The organism is Paenibacillus hemerocallicola (assembly GCF_006265175.1).
Classification (GTDB): Bacteria; Bacillota; Bacilli; order Paenibacillales; family NBRC-103111; genus Paenibacillus_AB; species Paenibacillus_AB hemerocallicola.
Map to the genome: position 1 here is coordinate 1 of NZ_VDCQ01000036.1, position 19,049 is coordinate 19,049.

A 19,049-nucleotide genomic window follows, 5' to 3' on the forward strand; every position below is an offset into this window, starting at 1 on the left:
CAACCCCAACCCCAACCCCAACCCCAACCCCAACCCCAACCGACTTAAAACTCCCAAGGCAGCTCGATCCTGCAGCTGTGTACAATTTCCAAACCCGCAGCAGACGGAAGACTCGCGTCTCTCGGCTCGCACTGCATTTATGCACCTCGGTTGGCGGTTAAGTGCAAGTTGCTAGGTTGCTAGGTTGCTAGGTTGCTAGTTGCAAGTTGCAAGTTGCCGGGTGCATGCTGCTGGTTCACGGGTGTGCCGGCTGTTTGGGGCTGAGTGTTGCAAGCGATCCCCTTCATCCGAACCGGCTATTATAAACAGTTTTCATACGCAATAGCGCAAATGATTTTCTTCTCCGGGATGATACCCCCGGGCTCCGCACAAGACTGCCAATACCCGCCTATTCTCGACAAATATGTACAAGCTATAAATCGCTGCATCCTTGTGGCAATAGCCACATGCTTTTTTCCAAATAGATGAAAAGGTTTTCATCTGTAGGCGCATTTCCATCTATTTCTACGCAAAAAAGTGAAAATAAAATCATAAATGAGTGTATGTAAAACGGACAAAGACGGATGTATGATGAAGGCGAGATCTCAATCCGATAGCCGAGAAGGGGGATGCCGGGAGAGAACACAGAGGGCTTGCGCCGATTAGGGACAAAGTCTTTCGGCAACGTAATCTTAGAGAAGGAACGGATAGGAGAGTGGGCTTCGATGGAAACTACGGAGAGCGGCATGCCGGTCAAGAAACAGAAGCTGAAACGGTCCATCATCGATACGGATATTCATGGGAGCGCTCCGCGCGAAGAGCTGCTGAAATATATGCCGCGCATTTACCGCGAGCAGGTCGCGACGTTCGGATGGCGGCTGCCGACGCAGGGCGGCATGTTTCTGAACGGAGGCACCAACGGCAGTATGCAGGACATCAAGCTGCCGCGCAACGACACGCATGAGGACAACTACTTGAACTACGTTCGCGAGCATCATCTGGAGAAGTACAATATCGAATACGGGATTATGACGGGCGGCGGGTATGAGGTGCATGCGGCGACGGACACCGATTTTGCGGCTGCGGTGTGCTCCGCCCACAACGATTACTATATCGAACGGTACTTATCCCGCGAGAACAGACTAAAGGGCTCGATTCTCATCCCGAAGCAGGACCCCGTTCTGTCGGTCAAGGAGATCGACCGGGTCGGCCATCACCCCGGCATGGTTCAGGTAGTCGTCTCGAACGGGGCCCAGAAGCCTTACGGCCAACGGTTTTACCATCCGATCTACGAGGCTTGCGTGCGGCACGATTTGCCGTTTACGATCCATGTGAGCATGGAGGGCATCGGGATCAACAACCCGCCGACAGGAGCCGGTCACGTTACGAGCTACATCGAATATCGGTCAGCCCGCGCGCAAATTATGATGGCCCATCTGGCCAGCTTTATATTCGAAGGCGTGTTCGATAAATACCCTACGCTGAAGCTCGTCATGATGGAAGCCGGAATGCTGTGGATCGCGCCGCTGCTATGGAGGCTGGACGAGGACTGGAAGGCGCTTCGCCATCAGACTCCATGGGTTAAGGAGCCGCCCAGCGAATATTACCGCAAGCACGTGTACGTCACCTCGCAGCCGCTGGAGCTGCCGCCGAAGGCGGAGCTGATCAAGCCGATGTTCGAGGCGATTCATGCGGAGACGAACTTGATGTTCGCGAGCGATTTCCCGCATTGGGATTTCGATTCCCCGCTGCACGCTTTTCCGAAGCTGGACGAGGAGACATGGGACTCGATCTTTTACCGGAACGCCGCCCGCTTGTACAGGCTGCCCCAGCGCAAAGGCGCGGAGGAGGCGACCGCATGACACGTTATCCGGTGGGGCGCGTCTCCGAATGGAGCCCGGGCTCGAAGAAGATCATTCGCGTCGAAGGACGAAGCATCGGCGTGTACAACGTCGACGGACAATTTTACGCGATCCGCAATTTGTGCCCGCACCAGGGAGCCGAGCTGTGTGCCGGAATTACGACGTCCTTCGTCACGTCGAATGCCCCGGGCGAATTTTGCTTCGAGCGCGAAGGCGAAATCGTCCGCTGTCCGTGGCATTTCGGGGAATTCGATATCAAGACGGGCCAAATGGTCGTCGATCCGAGAACGAGAACGAAAACGTATGACGTTACGGTAGAGCGGTATGACGTGACCGTTGACGAAGAGCAAATTTTCGTCCACATGTAGAGCCCGGCCGGTGTCCGAATGAATAATTGAAACAGGCGGTGAGCGGACATTAAAGCTGCGATAACGTTGCTGAAAAAAGATAAGCTGCTTTACTTGATGGCCATCCCGGGAATTTTGTTTTTCATCGTGTTCCACTATGTGCCGATGTACGGCATTCTTATCGCATTCAAAAAATATAACCTGTACCAGGGCTTCGGCGGAAGCCCCTGGGTCGGGTTGGACAATTTCGTCAAGCTGTTCGAAATGGGCGGGTTCCGCAGAGCGCTCGGCAATACGATTATTATCAGCTTCTACCAGCTCCTCTTCGCTTTCCCGGCTCCGATCATACTCGCGATTATGCTCAACGAAGTGAGGCACATGCTGTACAAGCGATTCGTCCAAACCGTCATCTACTTGCCCCACTTCGTATCATGGATTATTATCGCGGGTATTTTGTATGCGTTCTTCTCTCCTTCTACCGGCGTGATCAGGGAGCTTGCGGTTTGGTTCGGCTATGAGGGGACGATTACGAACTTTTTGAGCAGCAAGGAATATTTCCGCGGACTGCTCGTCGTATCGAACATCTGGAAGGAGGCGGGCTTCGGCACGGTGCTGTATTTGGCCACGATCGCCTCGATCGACCCGCAGCTGTACGAAGCGGCCAAAGTGGACGGAGCGAAGAAATGGCGGCAAATTTGGCATATTACGCTGCCGGGGCTCAGGACGACGCTCGTCATATTGCTCATTATCCGCGTCGGACACATTTTGAATGCGGGGCTCGATCAAGTGTATGCGCTTTATAATCCCCAAGTGTACGAGGTGAGCGAAATATTGGATACGTTCATCTACAAGCTTGCCTTCGAGGAGGCAAAATACGATCTGTCCACCGCTACCGGCGTATTCAAATCGGTCATCGGGCTCGTGCTCGTCCTGATCACCAACTATATCGCCAAAAAAATCGACCGCGACAGCGGGCTGATCTGATCGACTCAGAAAAACGAAGTTCGACTTTCCGAAACCTGCAAGGGAGGGGCTGCATGAAACAATCGTTCGGCGAGAAGGCGGGCTACTGGACTTTGAACGGCCTGCTGCTCCTGTTATCGTTGTGTACGCTGTATCCGTTCTGGCACGTGCTGATGTATGCCCTGAGCGATCCGAAGCTGTCGATGGGCGGAGGCGTGTTCCTGCTGCCGAGAGGCTTCTCGCTCGTTTCGTTTCAAATGCTGCTCGACAGCAAAGGCATTTATACCGCTTATTGGAACTCGATCGTCAGGCTGTTTCTCGGCACATTCGTCAATTTGCTGTTTACGATGATGCTGGCTTATCCGCTGTCGCTGCGCCGGTTTATCGGGAGAAATACGATTACGCTGATGATTTTTTTCACGATGCTGTTCAGCGGCGGCATGATTCCGACCTATTTGCTCGTCAAGCAGTTGGGCCTGCTCGATTCGATATGGGCGCTCATCATTCCGGGTGCGATCAGCGCTTGGAATTTGCTCATTATGAAAAATTATTTCCAGAGCATTCCGCCGGAGCTGGAGGAGTCCGCGAGCATCGACGGAGCTTCGCCTTCCCGGGTGCTGTTCACGATCATCCTGCCGGTATCGATGCCGGTCATGGCGGCTATCGCCCTATTCTATGGAGTGGCGCATTGGAACAATTATTTCGACGCCATCCTGTATATCAACTCGCAAAGCAATCAGGTGCTGCAGGTGTTTTTGCGGACGATGCTGAACGGCAGCTCGCTGCAGCAGGTGCAGGGAGCCGACAATTTCGTCTCCCATATCGGGATGGTAACGGAAGAATCGGTCAAGATGGCGACCGTCATCGCGTCCGTGCTGCCGATGCTGCTCATTTACCCATTTCTGCAAAAATATTACGTGAAAGGCGTATTGATCGGCTCGGTAAAAGGCTAAGAATATACCAAGAGGGGGTTCGCTATGCGCAGGAAAACGGTTACCCGGACAGCGATGGCGGGGATGTCGGTGTTGATCGCGACAATTATGGCAAGCGCTTGCAATAATGCCGCGAAGGAGCAGGGAGGGGACCAAGCGAAGCCGGGCGAAAGCCCGACCATAACGATTTTGGCGAGCAAAAGCACCAATTTTCCCGAGAACAACGCCGTCATCCAGGAAATACGCAAACGGACCGGCATCAATGTGCAGGTTATCGCCGTCGACGGGCCGGATTACGACAATAAGCTGAACACGATGATCGCCTCGGGCAGTCCGCCGGACATTTTCCGCGTATCGAGCAAAGCGAAAATGATCGATCTCGTCGACAACAAGGTCGTCATGCCGCTGGACGATTTGCTTGCCAAATCGGGGAAAAACATCGTCGACAACAAAGGCAAATATTTGAAAGGCGCAGGCTATATCGGCGGGAAAACGTACGCGATCCCGAACGCCTACGTGCTGGGCAACGGCTTGGCGATCCGCCAGGACTGGCTCGCGAAGCTCGGGCTCAAGACGCCTGCTACGCTGGACGAATATGAGAGCGTTCTCAAGGCGTTCGCGACGAGAGACCCCGACGGCAACGGCAAAAACGACACGATTCCTCTCGGGCTGTCGGTCGCGTCCGACCAGACGTTCGAGCATATTTTCGCCGCTTATGGCGTTCCGTTCAAAAGAGGCTTGCTCGTCGACGGCAAAGTAACGCCGTGGTCGATCGCTCCCGGCTACCTCGATGCGGTCAAATTTTACAACAAGCTGTATCAGCAAGGACTCGTCGAGCCCGATTTCTCCACGATCCCGTCGCTGCAGGAGTTCGAGAAGCTGTGGAACGGCAAAATGGGCGCATTCCAGTTCAACCCCCCCGGCACGACGCAAAACTGGCTGACCCGCTATATCGAGAATCCGAAGCCGACGTTCGTCTACACGATTATCAAAGGCCCGAACGGGAAGGGCGGCAACACCCGATACGTGCGCGAGGATACGGGACCTTGGACGTTCATTTCGAGCAAATCGAAAAATCCGGAGGCGTCCATGAAGGTGCTGGACTTCCTCGTCAGCGAGGAAGGTGACCGATTGACGTGGGCCGGTATCGACGGCAAGCATTATTCGATGAAGGACGGCAAATTCGAATGGATCAAGCCGTTCGACGATGCGGTCCAGCTGCGGAACGAAGGCGGATTTGCCTACGCCGGCATTATGCAGCGTCTGGACGGGATGGAGTACCAGCTGATGAACGAAACGACCCGCAAAGGGATCGACTTGTCGGTCAACAGCCCGATACCGGATGCTTATATTTTCGGCGTGCCGGAAATCGAGCGGGACAAGAAAAAAATATTGGACGACATGGAGCTGGAATTCCGAACGTCGGCGATCGTGTCCAAGGGCGATTTGGATAAGCTGTATGCGGACTACAAGAAAAAATATTTGGCCGAGGGCGGCAGCGTCTGGATCGAGCAGGCTACGGCCATTTACAAGAAGGAGCAAGCCGAGCTGAACAAGTAAGCGGTTACCCAAGCAAATGAGGTCATGTCGATAATAGCCTCCGTCCGGATCACATCGATCCGCCGGGGGTTTTGTTCGTCCGCCTACATCCGGTAAATGTGTCGGTAAACGGACGGATTGAGTCCGACCTTGGCGCGGAATACGCGGCTGAAGTACGAACCGCTTTCGTAGCCGCACCGGTCGGCGATCGTCTCCAGCGTATCGTCCGTCTTCAACAACAGCCGCTTCGCTTCTTCGAGGCGCAGTCCGGTGACGTATTCGACCGGCCCGACGCCATACGCCTCTTGAAACCGGCGCGTCAGCTGGGGCTGCTTGATGCCGAGCATGGAGGCGATGCTCCGCATATTGATTTCGCCGAACATGTGCCGGTGGATGTAGCCTGCGGCTTGCTGCATCAGGGGATCGACCGTTTTTTTGCTTCTCAGCGCGATCTGCCTCTCCATGTCGCACAGGAACAGCAGATCGGCCACGAGATGGTGGCTTACCTTCGGGATCGGCGCATTGAAGCCGGGTCTGTCTTGGAAGCCTCGCAAATAGGAGTACGTGGAGGACAAGCGCGTCGTATCGCTGATCGATACTTTCCCGATCGGGATCCATTCGTCCGGCTCGTTTCCTTCCGGGTTCAGGGCGAAATGGATAATATGGAACACGACCTCGCCGTGTGCCCTGCGCTTGAACGGGATGCCCGGGGGGCAGAGGACGATGTCCCCGAAAGCGGCGATTCCGCTCTCGTCGCCTACTTCATAATCGAATGAGCCGACCTCCATGGCGATCATCACGTAATCCTTGTACGTATCCTCGGGCTGGATAAAGCCCGGCTGAGGACCGGCATATACGTATCCTTTCATCTCGAATCGGTTGGCTGGCATGGCGGCTGTCCTCCTTTGAACTTAAGGCCGGGCGAACAAACAAACGGAGGGTGGACTTATTCGCCGGACTTCCACGAGTATACGATCAGAATAGCACATCCGTGACAATATAGCCCTACATTTTCGGCAATAACAACCGTTTTCCGCGTACGAAAACAAACTAAAATGAAGGTGATGCAAGCCTAAAATCAAAGGTTTAGAGGATGTGGGTCTGTTGATAAACGGCAAAGAGTGGTCGGCTGAATGGATATGGGGCGGCGAGGAGGAAAGTCCGAGGAACGAATGGCGCTGCTTCCGGCGCTCGTTCGCGCTGCCCGAAGGATCGTCAGGGCCGGCGAAGCTGAGCATTAGCGCCGACTCGCGCTATGTGCTGTATGTGAACGGCGCGCAGGTCGGACGGGGACCTGTGCGTTCCTGGCCTGCGGAGCAATTTTACGATACATACGAGGTCGGGCATTTATTGAAGCCCGGGGAAACGAATACGATTGCCGTACTCGTGATCCATTTCGGCGTCTCCAACTTTTACTACATTCGGGGACGCGGCGGGCTGCTGGCCGAGCTGCTGCTGGAGTCGCCGGAGGGCGTGAGCGTGGCTGCGGGGACGGATGCGGCCTGGAAGACGGCGAAGCTTGCCGCGCAGCATCCCGAGGCTCCGCGCATGTCGTGCCAGCAAGGGTTTGCCGAGGTGTACGACGCAAGGCAGTGGGATGACGGCTGGGCAAAGCCGGAGTATGACGATCGCGGGTGGGGGAACGCCGACTCCGTCGGACAAGTGGGCGAAGGACCGTGGAAATCACTTATTGCCAGAGACATTCCTTTTTTGACCGAGGAGAAGACGGTTCCGGAACGGATCGAATCGCTTCGTCGGGTGAAAGCGCCGGCGTGGACGGCCGCGATCGATCTCCGCGCGGCGATGGTGCCGGACAGCGTCAATCACGCCAATCATGTGCAATATGCGGGGTATTTGGCCGCGCTGCTAGTCGTGAGCGAGCCCGGAACCGTAACGGTCGGTTTTCCGGGCGGACCTCGTACGCCCAACGTATGGATCGACGGCAAGCAGCTCGAGAACGGGTACGGTGTGCGGCCGGAGCGTTATTACGAGGTTGAGCTCGAACGCGGTGAGCATTTGCTGCTCATCGACGTTTCTTCGACCGATCATGGAGCGGCCTATCATGTAGCCGCCGACGGTACGGCCAAGTTCGAGCTTCGTTCGCCGCTGGCGGCGAACGGCGGCGAATCGGCAGACACCCCCTTTCTGATCGTCGGTCCGTTTGACTCCGCGGTCAATATCGATCATCAGGGCATCGTCCCGATCAACCGCGAGCAGCCCGATTTCGTCAGAGCGAAAGGAATTGCGGCGGCCGGAGATTTGCGGCAATTCGCGGCTTGGATACGGCCGCTGCCCGCGGCACTGTACACCGAGGATGACGTATTCGGAGCGGGCGTTTGGCAAATAGAAGCGGAGGCTTATGCGGTTCCCCGCGCGTTCGAAAATGCCATAATCCCGTCGCCGGAGCCGGCCGTGCTTCCGCAATTTGCGCAAGGGGATTGCGAGCTCGTCATCGATTTCGGCAAGGAACGTTCCGGCTTTATCGGCTTCGAGGTGGAGGCGGAAGCGGGAACCGTGATCGATTTGTACGGCATCGAATATTTGAAGGGCGATTACCGCCAGCATACGTACGGACTCGACAATACTACCCGCTATATATGCCGCGGCGGCAGACAGAGCTTCCTGTCTCCGGTGCGCAGAGGGTTCCGCTACCTGCTCTTTACCGTACGCAACTCGGACAAGCCTGTGAAGCTGTATGAAGTGTACGTCAACCAAAGCAATTATCCGGTTACCGATGCGGGCAAGTTCGAATGCTCCGATCCGCTGCTCGGTCAAATTTGGGAGATCAGCCGCCATACGACTCGGTTGTGCATGGAAGACACATTCGTCGATTGTCCGGCCTACGAGCAAGTATTCTGGGTAGGAGACGCACGGAACGAAGCTCTCGTCAACTACTACGTATTCGGTGCTCTCGATATCGTCAAGCGCTGCTTGAAGCTCGTGCCGGGCTCCAGGGAGATGACGCCGCTATACGTCGACCAGGTGCCGAGCGGGTGGAACAGCGTCATTCCGAACTGGACGTTTTTCTGGGTGAACGCCTGCGCGGAATACGTCGAGCATACCGGGGACACGGCGTTTGCAGCCGAAATCTGGCCGGCGGCGCGCTATACGCTGGAGCATTATTTGCAGAAAATCGACGAGCGCGGCCTGCTGTATATCAAGGGCTGGAATTTGCTGGACTGGGCGCCGATCGACCAGCCGCGCGACGGCGTCGTGACGCATCAGAACATGTTCCTGACGCTTGCGCTGCGCAACGCGGTCAAGCTCGCCCGAACGGCCGGAGCGGACGCAGCGGCGGCCGACTCTTTCCTTGCGGCGGCGGATGCGCTGCAGGCAGCGATCAATACGCATCTGTGGAATGCGGAAAAGGGTGCGTACCTCGATTGCATTCACGTCGACGGCCGGCAATCGTCCATCTTTAGCATGCAGACACAGGTCGTGGCGGTGTTGTGCGGCGCGGCGCAGGGCGAACGGAAGGCGAAGCTCGAGGGGTATTTACTGCACCCGCCAGAGGGCTTCGTGCGGATCGGCAGTCCGTTTATGTCCTTCTTCTATTATGAAGCGCTCGTCCAGTCCGGGCAGCATGCGCATATGCTTGAGGATATTCGTGTCAATTTCGGGCAGATGATCGAGCACGGCGCGACCACCTGCTGGGAGATGTATCCGAACTTCGCGCAGAACCGGGCCAATCCCGACCAATTGACGCGCAGCCATTGCCACGCCTGGTCGGCCGCGCCCGGTTATTTTCTCGGGGAAAGCATACTCGGCGTCAAGAGGAAATCCCCGGGCTGGAGCCGTGCGGCGATCGAACCGAATCCGTGCGGACTGAAATGGGCGAGAGGAGCGGTTCCGCTGCCCGACGGAGGTCTGATCGAAGTGGACTGGCGCATCGACGGCAGCCGGATGCTGCTTCGGGTGTCCGCTCCGGAAAGCGTTGAGCTCGATATTCGCATTCCGGAAGGACTGGAGGGCGAAGTGGTCCGGTCCACGACGATACCGCTCCGTTGATCGTACAAGGTCTCGCGTCCGTTCAGAGGCGCGAAGCCAAAATATGCGGCAAAACCGGAAGCAGACGGTGGCGGGTAAGCGAGTCGTCATAATTCCATTTGGCTTCGGCCAGGTGTATATTGCCGCTTCGGAAGGCGTACAGATTTTGCCAAGCCTGACTTTCCGTCAGAAGCCGAGCCTCGCTTCGCGAGCGCCCTTCGCCGGAGATGAGCAGGAACAGGCGGTCGGCGTCATGTTCCCGCACGGAGGCGACCGTTTTCTCCACAGCGTCGGCTGCGCCGGCCATATGATGGGATCGCTGCTGGCTTTCCATCAACAGAGCGAGCAGCTCCAGCAAGGCGGCCTGCTTGCGCAGAGCCGTCAGCTCGTCGCTCTCGTCCGCTGTTCGGTTACCGAGCAGAGGGCGGCAAGCGGGCGGCCGGCAATTTCCTGATGGTAGGGAAGCAAAGGAAATCCGCCGGCCAAGGGACGCGCTTCCCCGAGCCGGCATATGAGAAACTCGACGAGCCAGCCGGTCGGCAGGCCAGGTTGGACAGGCATGCCGAACCGCCCGCCAGGTCTTAGCTGAAGGCAGGTTCCTTGTCTCAACGAGACGGAAATGCCGTCCAGATCGATGATGCCGGGCCCATCCGCAAACAGGGCTATCGCACAACGATAGTCCTCGTTGGCGGCATCGGCGGCGGTCTGTTCTGCGGCTCCGGCAGTTCCGGATTCCCGGGAACATTCGCCGAACGGACGCACGTCTGTAAGGATAAACGTATGAGAATGCATAAAGGCAAGTCGAGCCATATGGGGGGCGGCCTCCCGTTAAGTGCCATTGAGTGAGAATTATTATCAACGTAATAAGTGTAACGAAAAACAGTGACCGTTTCAACAAGATTGTTGAACGGTCACTGTTTTTCTACTCCATTCGCGTGCGCTGACCGGTCGGCGCGGCACGGCTATTTGCCCATGATGCGCAGCAGCTCGTCGAGCAGTCTTTCGCGGGTAATCGGGTCGTCGAAGTTCCACTTCGACTCGAAGGCGTATACTTGTCCGTTTTTGACCGCGGGAATCGCCTTCCAGACGGCGCTGTCGGTCAACGCCTGCTTGGCGGCTACCGTCTCCGCGGCGTTGTTGGATAGGAGGAACACCCAATCCCCGGCGTACTCGGGCAGCACTTCGTTGGAAACGGTAATGAACCGTTTCGATTCGTCGATTATTCCCTTCACCTTCGGAGCCGGCTTGAATGCCAATACGTCGAATACCGTCACCGCGAGACCGCGGTTGCCCATCACGTAAAGCTGCTTGCCGAGCTGAAGCAGTACGGTCGCGGTATCGTCCGGCTTCGTCTTCAGCCGGTCGATCGCTTTTTTCGCCTTCGTCTCGTAACCGGCTATCCAGGCTTCGGCCTCCGCTTTTTTGCCAGCGGCATCGGCAAGAAATCGGAGCCGTTCATACATCGGAGCGGCGGAATCGTAGGCGACGGCAGGCGCGATTTTGACCAGCGATTGGACTTTCTCGTTGTTGACGACGCCGTCGAGCAAAATCAAGTCTGGCTCCAGCGCGACGATTTTCTCCAGGCTGGCCTCGTTGCCGCCGATATCCTCGATACCGCCCAGCAGCTCGGGGTATACGATTTGGCTGGCGATGACACTTAGAGAAGCGCCGACAGGCTTGACGCCAAGCACGAACAGATCGCCGGGGCTGCTGCCGATATATACGATTTTTTTCGGCGCGACCGGAATATCGAACGTTCGTTTCGTGTAATCCGTAATCGAACGCATCGCGGGCTTGGACGCCTCGGCTTTGGCGGAGTCCGCGCCGCCGTTCTTGCCGGCAGCGGATTCGCCCGCGGCGGATTGGGCGCCGGCTGCGGGATTGCCGCCGCCATTGGCCGCGCCGCCAGGAGTGCCGCTCGAGCATGACGCGAACAAAACGACGCAGAGTGCGAGCGCTGCGGCGCATCCCAAAGCGGAGACTAGATTGCGGAGATTCATAAGGTGCCTCTTTCGCTGTATGGTATCGGCTTGTCAGCGATAATGAGAACCATTATCACATCCTGATGTTAATTATAGAAGTTTCGGCCGGGTGGACAATGGATAGACGTCTGTTTTTTTATTGGACAAAACTATATAAGATGAACTAAAGAATCAGCTAAGAGTAGCCTAATGTAATGGAAGAAGGGAATTGCCTTGTAAGCGAGTTTTGGCTCCCAAGTTTCAACCTTTGCCGTAGGCTATTCATTCAAAGAAACTCAAAACAACCTGTCTGAAGCTGCAAGGCAATCCCTTCTGGAATGGAATGAACGTTAAAACCTTTAGTTCAACTTATATAGAATGACGGAGTGCGGCGATGGTAAACATGCAGTTTTGGGTAATATAAGGGGGAGTGGTCAAAAATGGTACAAAGGAGTGTCTAACATGCCGCAAACTCAAGTAAAGGCCGAACAGCAGCTGCAGCGCGTCAAGGATCAGGTCGCCTTCGTCACCGGAGCGGGCTCCGGAATCGGACGCGCGGCGGCCATCCGGCTGGCGCAGGAAGGCGCCAAAGTATGTCTCGCCGATCTGAAGGAAAATCGCGCCGACGAGGTGAAGAAGCAGATCGAAGCGGCTGGCGGTCAGGCGATCGTCGTCGACATCGACGTGTCGGACCCGAAACGGATGAGCGACGGTATCCGTCAAACGTTCGAGCAATGGAACCGGCTCGATATCGTATTCGCAAATGCCGGCATCAACGGCACATGGACGCCGATCGAGACGATGACGGAGGAGGACTGGGACAATACGCTTACGACGAACCTGAAAGGAACGTTTCTGGCCGTCAAGTTCGCGATTCCCCATATGAAGCAAAACGGCGGAAGCATCATTATTACGAGCTCCATTAACGGAAGCCGCAAATTTTCCAGCTTCGGCGCGTCCGCCTACAGCGCGTCCAAAGCCGGACAGGTCGCCTTCGCGAAGATGGCGGCGCTCGAGCTGGCGCGCTACAAAATCCGCGTGAACGTCATATGCCCGGGCGCCATCGAGACGAACATCGGCGAGAATACGAAGAAGACGCCGGAGCTGAAGCAGATTCAGATTCCGGTGCAATATCCGCAGGGGAGCCAGCCGCTGGAGCATAAGGCCGGCAAGCCCGAGCAGGTGGCCGATCTCGTCTTGTTCCTCGCTTCCGGCGAGTCGAGCCACATTTCGGGAACCGAGATCGTTGTCGACGGAGCGGAATCGCTGCTGTAGATGGAAGTGCAGTGTCAAACAGAGAACAATAGAGTCGCGAATCGTTTGCGACTCTTTTTTTGATCTATCCACTACCCATTCCCTCCAACTCGTTAAAGGTTGGGTTTATACGACAGGACCGTTCGGTAAAGGTTGGGTTTATACGACAGGACCGTTCGGTTAAGGTTGGGTTTATACGACAGGACTGTCAGGGTGTTGGGGTATTATGCCGTGGCGGTTTTAACTTGCCTACGAATAAAGGAACTGCATTCCGTTATGGTCCCGAATTCCGTTACTCGCTTGAAGATAACGGAACAGGCTTCCGCTATATTGAGCTTTCGGGGTGAAAATAATCGTGAACAGCGGAATAGCGGAACGGTTTTCCTTTATTATGCGCTCAATACGAGGGCTCGGCTCAATAGCACACTCAAGTTCCGTTATTTGTCGGACTTGCGTTCCCAGACGGTAGCGGGCTTGTCTTCCCAATCGCCGAACGGGGGAAACGGGTGTATACGGTACCGTTGTCGGTCCGGCTCGTGGCGACGGACGAATTTTCCGCCGTAATCGGAACAGTGTACCGACTCGGCGGAGTGGCGGAGTGGCAGCCCTATAACGGACCGATCGGCTTCGGCAACGACGGAATTTATGAGGTGCGGTACCGTTCCGAGGATTCGGCGGGCAATACGGAGACGGCGAAATCCGCAGCGCTCCGATTCGACCGGACGACACCGGCTATCTCGGCAAACGTAACATCATCGGTATATGCGGATTCGGGACAAATCGATTTGCAAATAACGTTCGGCGATGCTGGCTCGGGTACGGATCATTCCCGAACGGTGGTAACGCTTGACGGGCAGCCGATCGCGAAGGACGCGAGCTTGCAGCTGCATACGCTTCCGCTCGGTCAGCATACGATCGCGGTAACGGCCGAGGACTTCGCCGTTAACGCCGCCGGTGCGACATTCCCGGTCCGGACGGAAACGAGCGTTCAATCCGTCGGGGCGCTGATCGACCTGTTCGCCGCGAACGGTTCGATCGATAACGGCGGTATAGCCAATAGTCTCCGACGGCAGCTGGCGAACGGCTCGTTGCAGGCTCTGCTCCATCATCTGCAGGCGCAGCGGGGCAAACATGTGTCGAACGTGGCGGCGGATGTGCTGATCCGGGACGTCGGTGCATTGCTGCAGTAAAGCGTTTAGCGGTGAGCGGAAGGCAGAACGATGGGCGATTCGGCGTGAATGAGGCCGGAGCGCCCGTTTGCCGCAATGTCGTCAAGATGCGCTTTCCATCAGCAATTGTTCCATATCCTGCTTCGGCATCGGCTTGTAGAAATAGTAGCCTTGTATCCGGTCGCAGCCGATCGACCTTAAAAAAACGTACTCGCTCTCCTCCTCCACTCCTTCTGCGACGATCGTCAAGCCGAGGCTCGAAGCCATAGCCGCGATCGCCCTTACGATACTGGCCAAGCTATTGTTGGCCGCAACGTCCCGGATGAACGATTGCGCGATCTTAAGCGTATCGACGCCGAACGTTCGCAAATGTCCGAGCGACGAGTAGCCGGTCCCGAAATCGTCCATCGCGAGACGGATGCCGAGCGCCTTAAGCTCGGCCAGCTTGCTGGCCGCATCGCCGGTTTCCGATATCGCCGCGCTCTCCGTTATTTCAAGCATGAGCAAATGCGGCTGCATGGCCGTTTCTGCCAAAATCGCTTGTACGCGCTCCACGAAATCGTCTTGCTCGAGCTGCTTCGGCGAAACATTGACCGCCATCTCCACATCGAGCCAGCCGGATTTCCTCCATAGCTGCGCCTGCCTGCAGGCCGTCCGAAGCACCCATTCGCCGATCGGGACGATCAGTCCGGTCTCCTCCGCAAGCGGAATAAATTCAGCCGGATTGACGGGCTGACCGGAGCCGGTCCGCCAACGCAGCAGCGCCTCCACGCCGACGATCGAACCGTTTTCCGCGCTTACTTGCGGCTGGTAAAAGAGCATCAGCTCATTTTGCTCGAAAGCTTTGCGAAGCGCATGCTCCATCGTCCAGCGCTTGAACAAATCGCCGTTAAGCTGCTGCGTGTACAGATGATGTCTTCCGCCGCCGAGCGATTTGGCCCGGTACATGGCTGCGTCCGCATTTTTCATCAACGTGTATGCGTCCGTCCCGTCTTGCGGATAGATGGCGATCCCGATGCTGGCCGAAGAGCGGATTTCGTGTCCGTCGACCAGGAGCGGAGCCGCTATCGCGCTTCCGATCCGGTTGGCGAGCCGAGGCAATTCTTCGGCTTGTTCCAGCCGTTCGATCAGCACGGTAAATTCGTCGCCTCCTTGCCGGGCGATTGAAATCGGTTCATGGAGTAGGCTTCGCAGCCGGTCTGCGACGATGCGGATCATCCGGTCGCCGGCCATATGGCCCAAATTGTCGTTGACATATTTGAAACGGTCCAAGTCGATCAGCATGACGGCCAAGGCGAGATGCTCCCGTTCGGCCCGGGCGATCGCCTCGGACAGCTTCATTTCGAAGCAGCGCCGGTTCGGCAAATTCGACAACGGATCGTGATCGGCGAGAAAACGGGTCCGTTCGAGGCTCGACTGAAGCTTTCGGCACAAAGCGTCGTTCTCCAGCAGGACGATGACCTGGCGAACGAGAATACAAACGATGATCAGGGTGCTTGCAACCGAAATCAATTCCCACCGCTCGCCGCGTTCGATCATGACGAACAACAGCGCGATCAGCGCAGCGTAGGGATATGCGATTCGCATGAGATCGGCGTTTGCCGAGTCGTCCCTTTGCGTTCCGGTTACTTGAAGCTCGACGGACGCCATTCCGGCGTAAGCGATCAGAAATAAGCCGAGCGACCAGAACGGGCCGATCCAGAGCGCCGTTTCGAAGTTGCCGTTCGCCATCCGCAGCAGGTACAACGAATCGGCACAGACGTTCAGCAGCAGCCCGAACGTCAACGCTCTCATGACCCGGACATGAAACAGCTTGCCGTAGCCGAAATGGGCCAAAAACAGGCAGCCGATGATGCACACGTCGGCCATCGGGTAAAACGTGACCGTGGCGGTCATCGTCCATGAGCTTGTGGCTTCCAAAATCGTCTCGATAGCCGGCTTTGCAATGAACTCGCAGCTTAGCGCGGTTATGGACACTCCGAGAATGATCGCATCGAACAGGAAGCGAAAGCCCTGAAACGCGTTTTTTACGCGGACCAGCAAATAAACGAGCGCAAAGACCATAAAGACGCTCTGCATCGCCCAGATCAGATCGGCAATGCTGGGGACGGGGGCGGGGATATCGTATATCCATTCGTATCCGCTCCAATACAGCTGCGCGATCGCGTACAAGACGCTTCCAATCGAGAGCAGCAGCCAAAACCACCGCTCATGGCCGGAATGCGCGCGAAATACGGCGAATAAAACAAATGCCGAAATCAAAGGAGGAAGCGCTTCCAATATTAGCGCGGCGTCCAGCTGATTCGGCACGAAATAGATCCATACATATTCCAAGGCGACATACAGAAGCGAGAACAGCAAAAACGATTGGCGGTAACGTAGCATAGCCTTCGACATCCTTTCATGATAGCAAACGCTCGTGCGGGATCGATTCGATCGGCGGGATAATGCCGTAAGGCTGCAGGAAAAGTCTAGGAGAAACAAATAGTTTTTTGTCGAAAAATAGTTCTTTGTGCCTATTATATCAAATGTTTGCCTAAAGGGATAGTTAAATATTAGTGCAAAAAAGGCCTCATCTTTAGAAATTCTCTAAAGATAAAGCCTTTCTGTTTACGGTTGAAGCCTTTATTTGCCGACCATTTCCTTCAGGACCGTCTCGATCGCTTCCAGCGTAAAGTCGACGTCCTTGTCGGTATGGCTGTAGCTGAGGTGGTTGCGCTTGATGTTCATCGGCATTTTATAGATGCCCTTCTCGATCAGCTTTTTCCGGTATGCAACGTAAAATTGCGCGTCGTTGTGCTGCAGATCGGTGTAGTTCACCGGTTCGAAATCCATGAAATAGGTCGTCCAGGTCGAGCCGAAGCCGGCTACGTAAGCTTTGATGCCGAGACGCTCGACAATGCCGCGGATTTCCGTGCGCATCCGGTCGCCCAAGCGGAAAATGTGCTCGTGCACCGGCTCGTTCTCCATCGTCTCGATCGTGGCGATACAGGCGGCGGTGCCTACGGCATGTCCGTTGTAGGTGCCTGCAAACCAAACGTCGCCGCCCGGTTGGGTGTTGAAGCGCTGCATGTACTCTTTCTTGCCGGCAATGGCGGCGACAGGGAAGCCGTTGGCCATCGCTTTGCCCATCGTCGTCAAGTCGGGAGTCACGCCCGCTACTTTCTGATAGCCGCCGAGGTCGTGGCGGAAGCCGGTGATGACTTCGTCGAAAATGAGCAGGGAGCCGTTGGCCGTGCAAAGCTCGCGAAGGCCTTCCAGGAAGCCCGGCTGCGGCATGATGATGCCGATATTGTGCGGGATCGGCTCCAAAATGATTGCCGCGATTTCGCCTTTGTTTTCATTAAAGGTACGCTCGACATCATCGAGATCGTTGAACGTGCAGACGAGCGTATTGTCGATCGCCTCGTCCAGGATGCCGGCCGATCCGGGATCGCGCTTGCCGATTTTGTCCCAGGCGCTGAGCATATTGCGGGCGACATAGTCGTGCCAGCCGTGGTAGCAGCCTTGGAACTTCATAATTTTTCTCCGCCCCGTTACGGCGCGGGACAGGCGGATCGCATGGTAGGTCGCTTCCGAGCCGGAGTTGCAGAGCAGCACTTGCTCGGCGGAAGGGACGTGGGTCGTTATTTTGCGCGAGGCCTCGATCTCCAGATCCGTCGTGCCTACGCCGTACATGTCGGTCGTGCTGAGCGCCTGAATGACTTTATTGTTGACGTAAGGATAGTTGTGACCGAGAATATAAGGCCCGAATGCGGCTTGATAGTCGATATATTTTTTGCCGTCGGCGTCGTAGATGTAGGCGCCTTCCCCTTTCGTAAAGACGAGAAACGGCTCTACGTTCCTTGTTGCGGAATGAACGCCTCCGGGCGTATATTTATTGCTTTCCTCGCGAAGCTTGGCGCTGTTGTTCATGTCGCTCCTCCAAATATTCAGTATATTAAATATCGTTCAATAAGTTGATTATAGGGTGTCGTTATTCCAGAAGTCAACCGGATATTAAGGGAACCCGACATTTTTTAACGATAAAGAAAGTTTAACTTCGCTAAAGTACTACAGCGAAATAAGACTTTCATTACCAAGAGAAACAGTCGCTGAATCGCGGTCGCTCATCTTCGAAATACGTCGATATACGTTTTTCTTATTGTTTTCACGACAGTCGCAACATTCAATTGACAACGAAAAAAGGATTCCACTATTATTATAGTGAATAATGTTCAATATACTAAGTCGACCATTCCGAGATGTTTGTCGGAGGAGGAACTAATTGATGAAGCTATCCGGGAAGAAAGCGTTAATAACGGGCGGGGCTCAAGGAATCGGGCAGGGCATCGCCGAGAAATTTATGCGCGAAGGCGCGGAGCTGTATTTGCTCGATGTGAGAAGCGGGGAATTGAAGGAAACGGTCGAGGCGCTGCGCGGCGAATCGTCGTCGCGGGTCGAATACGCCGTATGCGATCTCAGCGACTTGGACGCCACGGTCGCTGCGGCCGAGCGAGCATGGTCCGAGATGGGCGGCATCGACATTTTGATCAATAATGCGGGTATCGCGTTTCGCGAGCCGTTCACGGGAATATCGCTCGAACGTTGGAAAAAAGTGATGGACGTCAACGTCAATGCGATGTTCGTGCTAAGCCAAGCCATCGCGAACCGGATGGTCGAATGCGGCCAAGGCGGCTCGATCGTCAACATGACCTCGAAGAACGGCTTGGCCGGAAGCTCCATGCTGGCCCATTACAATGCTTCCAAGGGCGCCGTCGTGCTGCTGACCCAATCGATGGCCGTCGAGCTCGCTTCGCACGGGATCCGGGTCAATGCGGTTGCGCCGGGCTTTATCGACACGCCGCTCGACCGGAAGCTGAAGCAGCAGGACCAATCTCTGAACTTGACCGCGCGGACGCCCATGGGCCGGCTCGGCTCGGTGGAAGAGGTTGCGAACGCCTTCCTGTTCCTCGCCTCCGACGATGCTTCCTATATAACGGGAACGACGCTTCCGGTGGACGGCGGGCATCTGGCCAATGCCGGCGAGCTGTAGGCACGGATTTTTTTGAAATTC

General features: G+C 55.9%; 15 protein-coding genes. 9 read left to right on the plus strand and 6 right to left on the minus strand.

Annotated features, from left to right (window positions below; all coding sequences use genetic code 11):
* Window positions 1-704: 704 nt before the first annotated feature.
* From FE784_RS22910 to FE784_RS22930, 5 genes are all read left to right on the plus strand, one after another.
* The gene (locus tag FE784_RS22910; RefSeq protein WP_176706447.1) at window positions 705-1,841 is read left to right on the plus strand and encodes an amidohydrolase family protein; all 1,137 of its coding nucleotides are present in this window, start codon (window positions 705-707) and stop codon (window positions 1,839-1,841) included.
* A complete protein-coding gene (locus FE784_RS22915; RefSeq protein ID WP_139604570.1) occupies window positions 1,838-2,209 on the plus strand; it encodes a Rieske (2Fe-2S) protein in 372 nt (123 codons plus the stop codon). Before FE784_RS22910 ends, FE784_RS22915 begins: the two co-directional genes overlap by 4 nt.
* A 66-nt stretch (window positions 2,210-2,275) precedes the next feature.
* Complete coding sequence (locus FE784_RS22920; protein WP_246132139.1) at window positions 2,276-3,172, plus strand: ABC transporter permease; 897 nt, start codon at window positions 2,276-2,278, stop codon at window positions 3,170-3,172.
* A gap of 53 nt (window positions 3,173-3,225) precedes the next feature.
* On the plus strand, window positions 3,226-4,104 hold the full coding sequence (locus tag FE784_RS22925; protein WP_139604572.1) for a carbohydrate ABC transporter permease: 879 nt from the start codon (window positions 3,226-3,228) through the stop codon (window positions 4,102-4,104).
* 24 nt (window positions 4,105-4,128) lie between these two features.
* Complete coding sequence (locus FE784_RS22930; RefSeq protein WP_139604573.1) at window positions 4,129-5,643, plus strand: extracellular solute-binding protein; 1,515 nt, start codon at window positions 4,129-4,131, stop codon at window positions 5,641-5,643.
* Window positions 5,644-5,726: 83 nt separating this feature from the next.
* Here FE784_RS22930 and FE784_RS22935 read toward each other — a convergent pair whose 3' ends face one another.
* Window positions 5,727-6,512, minus strand: coding sequence for a helix-turn-helix domain-containing protein (locus FE784_RS22935; protein WP_139604574.1), 786 nt, complete (start codon window positions 6,510-6,512; stop codon window positions 5,727-5,729).
* A 214-nt stretch (window positions 6,513-6,726) separates the two neighbouring features.
* On the opposite strand from FE784_RS22935, the gene FE784_RS22940 reads away from it, so the two are divergent.
* Entirely contained in the window at window positions 6,727-9,630 is a 2,904-nt protein-coding gene (locus FE784_RS22940; RefSeq protein WP_139604576.1) for a family 78 glycoside hydrolase catalytic domain, read from the plus strand.
* A gap of 22 nt (window positions 9,631-9,652) precedes the next feature.
* Here FE784_RS22940 and FE784_RS22945 read toward each other — a convergent pair whose 3' ends face one another.
* The 3 genes from FE784_RS22945 to FE784_RS22955 form a co-directional block, all read right to left on the minus strand.
* Window positions 9,653-9,967 (minus strand): hypothetical protein, encoded by a 315-nt coding sequence (locus FE784_RS22945; RefSeq protein WP_139604578.1) that lies wholly within the window; start codon window positions 9,965-9,967, stop codon window positions 9,653-9,655.
* A 23-nt stretch (window positions 9,968-9,990) separates the two neighbouring features.
* Window positions 9,991-10,419, minus strand: coding sequence for a hypothetical protein (locus FE784_RS22950; RefSeq protein ID WP_139604579.1), 429 nt, complete (start codon window positions 10,417-10,419; stop codon window positions 9,991-9,993).
* Window positions 10,420-10,571: 152 nt separating this feature from the next.
* Complete coding sequence (locus tag FE784_RS22955) at window positions 10,572-11,609, minus strand: ABC transporter substrate-binding protein (protein ID WP_139604581.1); 1,038 nt, start codon at window positions 11,607-11,609, stop codon at window positions 10,572-10,574.
* 423 nt (window positions 11,610-12,032) lie between these two features.
* Between FE784_RS22955 and FE784_RS22960 the strand changes: the two genes are divergently transcribed.
* Together FE784_RS22960 and FE784_RS22965 are read left to right on the plus strand one after the other, a co-directional pair.
* Window positions 12,033-12,845 (plus strand): SDR family oxidoreductase, encoded by an 813-nt coding sequence (locus FE784_RS22960; RefSeq protein WP_139604583.1) that lies wholly within the window; start codon window positions 12,033-12,035, stop codon window positions 12,843-12,845.
* A gap of 485 nt (window positions 12,846-13,330) precedes the next feature.
* Window positions 13,331-14,014, plus strand: coding sequence for an OmpL47-type beta-barrel domain-containing protein (locus tag FE784_RS22965; protein WP_139604584.1), 684 nt, complete (start codon window positions 13,331-13,333; stop codon window positions 14,012-14,014).
* Window positions 14,015-14,095: 81 nt separating this feature from the next.
* Here FE784_RS22965 and FE784_RS22970 read toward each other — a convergent pair whose 3' ends face one another.
* Both FE784_RS22970 and FE784_RS22975 read right to left on the minus strand, forming a co-directional pair.
* Window positions 14,096-16,378, minus strand: coding sequence for a putative bifunctional diguanylate cyclase/phosphodiesterase (locus FE784_RS22970; RefSeq protein ID WP_176706448.1), 2,283 nt, complete (start codon window positions 16,376-16,378; stop codon window positions 14,096-14,098).
* 240 nt (window positions 16,379-16,618) lie between these two features.
* Window positions 16,619-17,908 carry an aspartate aminotransferase family protein gene (locus FE784_RS22975; protein WP_139604587.1) on the minus strand — a complete coding sequence of 430 codons (1,290 nt, stop codon included), beginning with the start codon at window positions 17,906-17,908 and terminating at the stop codon, window positions 16,619-16,621.
* Between the two features lie 355 nt (window positions 17,909-18,263).
* Between FE784_RS22975 and FE784_RS22980 the strand changes: the two genes are divergently transcribed.
* On the plus strand, window positions 18,264-19,028 hold the full coding sequence (locus tag FE784_RS22980; RefSeq protein ID WP_139604588.1) for an SDR family NAD(P)-dependent oxidoreductase: 765 nt from the start codon (window positions 18,264-18,266) through the stop codon (window positions 19,026-19,028).
* The last annotated feature ends 21 nt before the right edge of the window (window positions 19,029-19,049 follow it).

Excerpts from the sequence above, each read along its gene's own strand:
- FE784_RS22910 (WP_176706447.1), top strand. The coding sequence starts at position 705 with ATGGAAACTACGGAGAGCGGCATGCCGGTCAAGAAACAGAAGCTGAAA.
- FE784_RS22915 (WP_139604570.1), top strand. The coding sequence starts at position 1,838 with ATGACACGTTATCCGGTGGGGCGCGTCTCCGAATGGAGCCCGGGCTCG.
- FE784_RS22925 (WP_139604572.1), top strand. The coding sequence starts at position 3,226 with ATGAAACAATCGTTCGGCGAGAAGGCGGGCTACTGGACTTTGAACGGC.
- FE784_RS22930 (WP_139604573.1), top strand. The coding sequence starts at position 4,129 with ATGCGCAGGAAAACGGTTACCCGGACAGCGATGGCGGGGATGTCGGTG.
- FE784_RS22935 (WP_139604574.1), bottom strand. The coding sequence starts at position 6,512 with ATGCCAGCCAACCGATTCGAGATGAAAGGATACGTATATGCCGGTCCT.
- FE784_RS22950 (WP_139604579.1), bottom strand. The coding sequence starts at position 10,419 with ATGGCTCGACTTGCCTTTATGCATTCTCATACGTTTATCCTTACAGAC.
- FE784_RS22955 (WP_139604581.1), bottom strand. The coding sequence starts at position 11,609 with ATGAATCTCCGCAATCTAGTCTCCGCTTTGGGATGCGCCGCAGCGCTC.
- FE784_RS22960 (WP_139604583.1), top strand. The coding sequence starts at position 12,033 with ATGCCGCAAACTCAAGTAAAGGCCGAACAGCAGCTGCAGCGCGTCAAG.
- FE784_RS22970 (WP_176706448.1), bottom strand. The coding sequence starts at position 16,378 with ATGCTACGTTACCGCCAATCGTTTTTGCTGTTCTCGCTTCTGTATGTC.
- FE784_RS22975 (WP_139604587.1), bottom strand. The coding sequence starts at position 17,908 with ATGAACAACAGCGCCAAGCTTCGCGAGGAAAGCAATAAATATACGCCC.
- FE784_RS22980 (WP_139604588.1), top strand. The coding sequence starts at position 18,264 with ATGAAGCTATCCGGGAAGAAAGCGTTAATAACGGGCGGGGCTCAAGGA.